General features: G+C 43.6%; 3 protein-coding genes and 2 pseudogenes. All 5 read right to left on the reverse strand.

From position 1 onward, the window contains the following. Positions 1 to 67: pseudogene (locus tag Q0212_RS14530) on the reverse strand (elongation factor Tu); the annotation flags it as partial. Positions 68 to 145: 78 nt separating this feature from the next. Beyond that, positions 146 to 2272 (reverse strand): elongation factor G, encoded by a 2127-nt coding sequence (gene fusA / locus Q0212_RS14535; RefSeq protein WP_297926822.1) that lies wholly within the window; start codon positions 2270 to 2272, stop codon positions 146 to 148. A 53-nt stretch (positions 2273 to 2325) separates the two neighbouring features. After that, positions 2326 to 2796 carry a 30S ribosomal protein S7 gene (gene rpsG / locus Q0212_RS14540; RefSeq protein ID WP_297926823.1) on the reverse strand — a complete coding sequence of 157 codons (471 nt, stop codon included), beginning with the start codon at positions 2794 to 2796 and terminating at the stop codon, positions 2326 to 2328. Between the two features lie 98 nt (positions 2797 to 2894). Continuing rightward, positions 2895 to 3269 (reverse strand): 30S ribosomal protein S12, encoded by a 375-nt coding sequence (gene rpsL / locus Q0212_RS14545; protein ID WP_297926825.1) that lies wholly within the window; start codon positions 3267 to 3269, stop codon positions 2895 to 2897. A 257-nt stretch (positions 3270 to 3526) separates the two neighbouring features. Beyond that, a pseudogene (locus Q0212_RS14550) lies at positions 3527 to 4986 on the reverse strand (DNA-directed RNA polymerase subunit beta'); the annotation flags it as partial.

The raw sequence follows: 4986 nt of genomic DNA on the forward strand, positions 1-4986 counted from the left end.
GGTCAACGTGACCAATTGTGCCGACGTTTACGTGCGGCTTATTACGTTCAAACTTGGCCTTAGCCATAATTTAAGTCCTCTTAAAAAACCTTCCCGCCACTTAGGAGAGAAGATTATCGTTATTTACAATTACCAATGACAACAATTATTCGTCGTCTTTGCCTTTACCTGCGAATTTAGCAACAATCGCATCAGCGACATTTTTAGGTGTCTCGGCATACTTAACAAACTCCATTGAGTAAGTTGCACGACCTTGAGACATAGAGCGCATAGATGTTGCGTAACCAAACATTTCGGATAATGGTACTTCAACACGAATTTGTTTAGTACCACCAGGCAAGTCTTCCATACCTTGAATCACACCACGACGACGGTTCAAGTCGCCCATAATGTCACCCATGTAGTCTTCTGGTGTTTCCACTTCGACTTTCATGATTGGCTCAAGCAATACGGGATCAGCTTTCATAAAGCCTTGACGGAATGCCATCGAACCTGCCATTTTGAACGACAATTCGTCAGAGTCAACGTCATGGTATGAACCATCAAACAGAGTTGCTTTAACACCAACAACAGGATAACCAGCAAGAACGCCGTTTTTCATACGCTCTTGAATACCCTTGTCAACCGCACCGAAGAATTCTTTTGGTACAGTACCGCCAACGACTTCTACCGCGTACTCGTAGTTAGCTACTTCGGTATCCAAAGGCTCTAAGCGTAAGAATACGTGACCGAATTTACCACGACCACCTGTTTGACGAACAAACTTACCTTCTTGTTCAACACTCTTACGAATCGTTTCACGGTAAGCAACTTGTGGCTTACCAATGTTGGCTTCTACACCAAATTCACGCTTCATACGGTCAACAAGAATTTCTAAGTGTAATTCACCCATACCCGCAATAATCGTTTGACTAGATTCTTCATCTGTCCATACACGGAAGGAAGGATCTTCTTTGGCTAAACGACCTAAAGCGATACCCATTTTTTCTTGGTCGCCTTTGGTTTTTGGCTCAACGGCTAAAGAAATAACTGGCTCTGGGAATACCATACGCTCAAGGGTGATGATATGGTTTTCATCACACAAGGTATCACCTGTGGTTACGTCTTTTAAGCCGGCAACCGCAGCGATATCACCTGCACGGATTTCTTCAACGTCTTCACGTTCGTTCGCATGCATTAACACGATACGACCGATACGTTCTTTCTTCATTTTCACAGGATTCCACACAGCAGAACCTGTTTTTAATACGCCCGAATAAACACGAATAAACGTTAAAGAACCAACGAATTTATCGTTCATAATTTTGAACGCTAAGGCAGCAAATGGCTCATCATCAGAGGCAATACGCTCACCTTCGGTTTCGTCTTTGTCGTCTAAAATACCTTTAATAGCTTCAACATCACCTGGAGCAGGCAAGTATTGAATTACGGCATCCAACATTGCTTGTACGCCTTTATTTTTGAAGGCAGAACCACAAAGCATTGGTTGAATTTCACAAGCAATAGTACGCATACGCAAAGCTTGAACAATTTGCTCTTCGCTTAAGTCACCGTTTTCTAAATACTCGTTCATCAACTCTTCAGAGGCTTCAGCAGCAGCTTCGACCATCTTTTCGCGCCATTCATTCGCAGAATCTACTAAATGAGCAGGAATATCACCATATTCAAACTTCATGCCTTGAGATGCTTCATCCCAAATAATGGCTTTCATTTTGACTAAGTCAATAATCCCTTCAAAGTGTTCTTCTTCGCCAACAGGAATCGCAATGGGAACTGGATTAGCACCCAAACGAGTCTTCATCTGTTCAACAGCACGGAAGAAGTTTGCACCTGTACGGTCCATCTTGTTAACAAAGGCAATACGCGGCACTTTGTACTTGTTAGCTTGACGCCATACGGTTTCGGATTGAGGCTGAACACCACCAACCGCACAATACACCATACATGCACCATCAAGTACACGCATAGAACGTTCTACTTCAATGGTGAAGTCAACGTGACCGGGAGTATCAATGATGTTAATACGGTGTTTAGCAAAGTTATTTGCCATACCTGACCAAAAACAAGTGGTTGCCGCAGAGGTAATGGTAATACCACGCTCTTGTTCTTGCTCCATCCAGTCCATGGTGGCCGCACCTTCATGAACTTCACCAATTTTATGATTAACACCTGTGTAATACAACACACGCTCAGTCGTGGTTGTTTTACCAGCGTCAATATGCGCACTAATACCAATGTTACGGTAATGTGCGAGCGGGGTATTTCTCGCCATGATAATGTACTCGTTTTCAGGCTTAGCCCCAAATCGAGCTAAGCCCTGTTAAATTAGAAACGATAGTGAGAGAAAGCTTTGTTAGCTTCAGCCATACGATGGACATCTTCACGCTTCTTAATAGCCGCGCCTTTGCCTTCGTACGCATCCAACAACTCACCTGCTAAACGTAGAGCCATTGTTTTTTCGCTACGTTTTGCAGCAGCATCTACTAACCAACGCATTGCTAAGGCAGTACGACGGGAGGGACGTACTTCCATAGGTACTTGATAAGTAGCACCACCCACACGACGTGCTTTTACTTCTACCATTGGGCGCACTTTTTCCAATGTGTCTTCAAAGAAGCGGACTGGGTCAGCTTTACCTTTTTCGAGCACACGGTCTAAAGCACCGTAAACAATACCTTCTGCTACAGATTTTTTACCACTGTCCATGACGTGGTTGATAAATTTAGCAACAGTTTGGCTTTTAAATTTTGGATCGGGCAGAATCTCTCTAGCTGCTACGACGCGTCTTCTTGGCATATCTATATGAACCTTTAATGAACTTCAGGGAAGATCTGGGACTTTTTTGCCCAGCCTTACTACATCCTCACAATTTTTAAGCCGCTAAGGCCAAAAAATTATTTCTTAGGACGTTTTGCACCGTATTTAGAACGGCTTTGTTGACGGTTTTTCACGCCAGCACAGTCTAAGGAACCGCGAACGGTGTGGTAACGCACACCTGGTAAGTCTTTAACACGACCACCACGGATCAATACAACACTGTGCTCTTGTAAGTTGTGGCCTTCACCACCGATATACGAAGAAACTTCGAAACCAGAAGTTAAACGAACACGACATACTTTACGTAACGCAGAGTTTGGCTTTTTAGGTGTTGTTGTATAAACACGTGTACAAACGCCGCGACGTTGTGGACATGCCTTCAACGCAGGCACTTTTGATTTTTCGACAAGGGTAGTACGACCTTTGCGAATTAATTGATTTGTTGTTGCCATATCGGCACTCTCTCCCGTAAATACTCAGGCTTATGCGTTGCATTGCAATTAACGCGTTTTGTGAGCGTTAAGGCATTTTATGCCTGCCACGCACACAAATAAGCGATAACAGTATAAGCCATAAAAAGAAAAACCCTCAAAAAGCCTACAAATAGACTTTTTGAGGGTGCATTATTTTAGGGATAGCTTGTCTAGTCGTCAAGCCTAAAAAAATGGCCGTGATCTCACGGCCATTTTTAGCTTTTAGCGACTAGGGCTTATTCACCTTGGCTAAACGCATCTAATAATGCTTGAGCAGCCGCTTCTTTTTCTAAGTCACGGTTAAGCACTTCATTATCTTCTGCTTTTGGCTGTGGCAACAACGCTTCTAAACGCTGACGACGACGCTCTGCATGGTAAGCAAAACCTGTACCTGCAGGAATCAAACGACCCACAACCACGTTTTCTTTGAGGCCACGTAAATCGTCTTCTTTACCTGTTACCGCAGCTTCGGTTAAGACACGTGTGGTCTCTTGGAAGGATGCAGCAGAGATAAACGAATCTGTCGCCAAAGATGCTTTGGTAATACCCATTAACAAGCGTTCAAACTTGGCAGGAATATCTCCGTTTTGTTCTAAGACATCGTTTTCTTCAACAACACGAGCGTATTCAACTTGCTCGCCTTTGATGAAAGAAGAGTCACCACCGTCAAGAATGTCCACTTTACGCAACATTTGACGAATAATCACTTCAATATGCTTATCGTTGATTTTAACGCCTTGTAAACGGTAAACGTCTTGTACTTCGTTAACAATGTAAGTTGCCAACGCTGTTTCGCCTTTTAAGCGCAAGATATCATGTGGGTTTTGTGGACCGTCAGAAATGACTTCACCACGTGCCACGCGTTCACCTTCGAAGACGTTAATTTGACGCCATTTTGGAATCAACTCTTCGTAAGCCTCACCACCATCATCAGGGGTAATCACCAAACGATGTTTACCTTTGGTTTCTTTACCAAAAGTAATCGTACCGCTCTTTTCAGCCAAGATTGCGTATTCTTTAGGCTTACGTGCTTCAAATAGGTCAGCAACACGCGGCAAACCACCCGTGATGTCACGTGTTTTGGACGATTCTTGAGGAATACGACCAATAACATCACCTACACCCACTTCTGCACCATCTTGTAAGCTAGTAATTGCTAAGGCTGGTAAGAAGTATTGAACTGGCTGATCGGAGTCTTTTAAGCGAATATAATTACCATTATTGTCTAACAGGGCAATCGCTGGACGTAAATCTTTACCAGAAGCAGCACGATCTTTGGGATCAATAATTTCCATATTGGTTAAGCCAGTCTGTTCGTCTGTTTGATGACGTACAGTAATGCCTTCATCCATATGGATAAATTTCACCCGACCCGCCACTTCGGTGACGATTGGATGGGTATGTGGATCCCAGTTGGCAACAATTTGGCCACCTTTGACTTCTTGACCGTCTTTAACGGTAATCACTGCACCATAAGGTAATTTATAACGCTCACGCTCACGACCACGGCTATCAGCAATACCGATTTCACCAGAACGAGAAACAGCGACTAAGTTACCATTCGCATGTTGAACCATTTTAATGTTATGGAAACGAATCGTACCATCATTACGCACAGTCACATTACTGATAGCAGAAGCTCGGTTAGCCGCACCACCGATGTGGAAGGTACGCATAGTTAACTGTGTACCTGGTT

Source organism: uncultured Agitococcus sp., from assembly GCF_937920075.1.
Classification (GTDB): Bacteria; Pseudomonadota; Gammaproteobacteria; order Pseudomonadales; family Moraxellaceae; genus Agitococcus.

Coding starts and splice junctions, on each gene's coding strand:
- rpsL (WP_297926825.1), bottom strand. CDS start 3,269: ATGGCAACAACAAATCAATTAATTCGCAAAGGTCGTACTACCCTTGTC.
- rpsG (WP_297926823.1), bottom strand. CDS start 2,796: ATGCCAAGAAGACGCGTCGTAGCAGCTAGAGAGATTCTGCCCGATCCA.
- fusA (WP_297926822.1), bottom strand. CDS start 2,272: ATGGCGAGAAATACCCCGCTCGCACATTACCGTAACATTGGTATTAGT.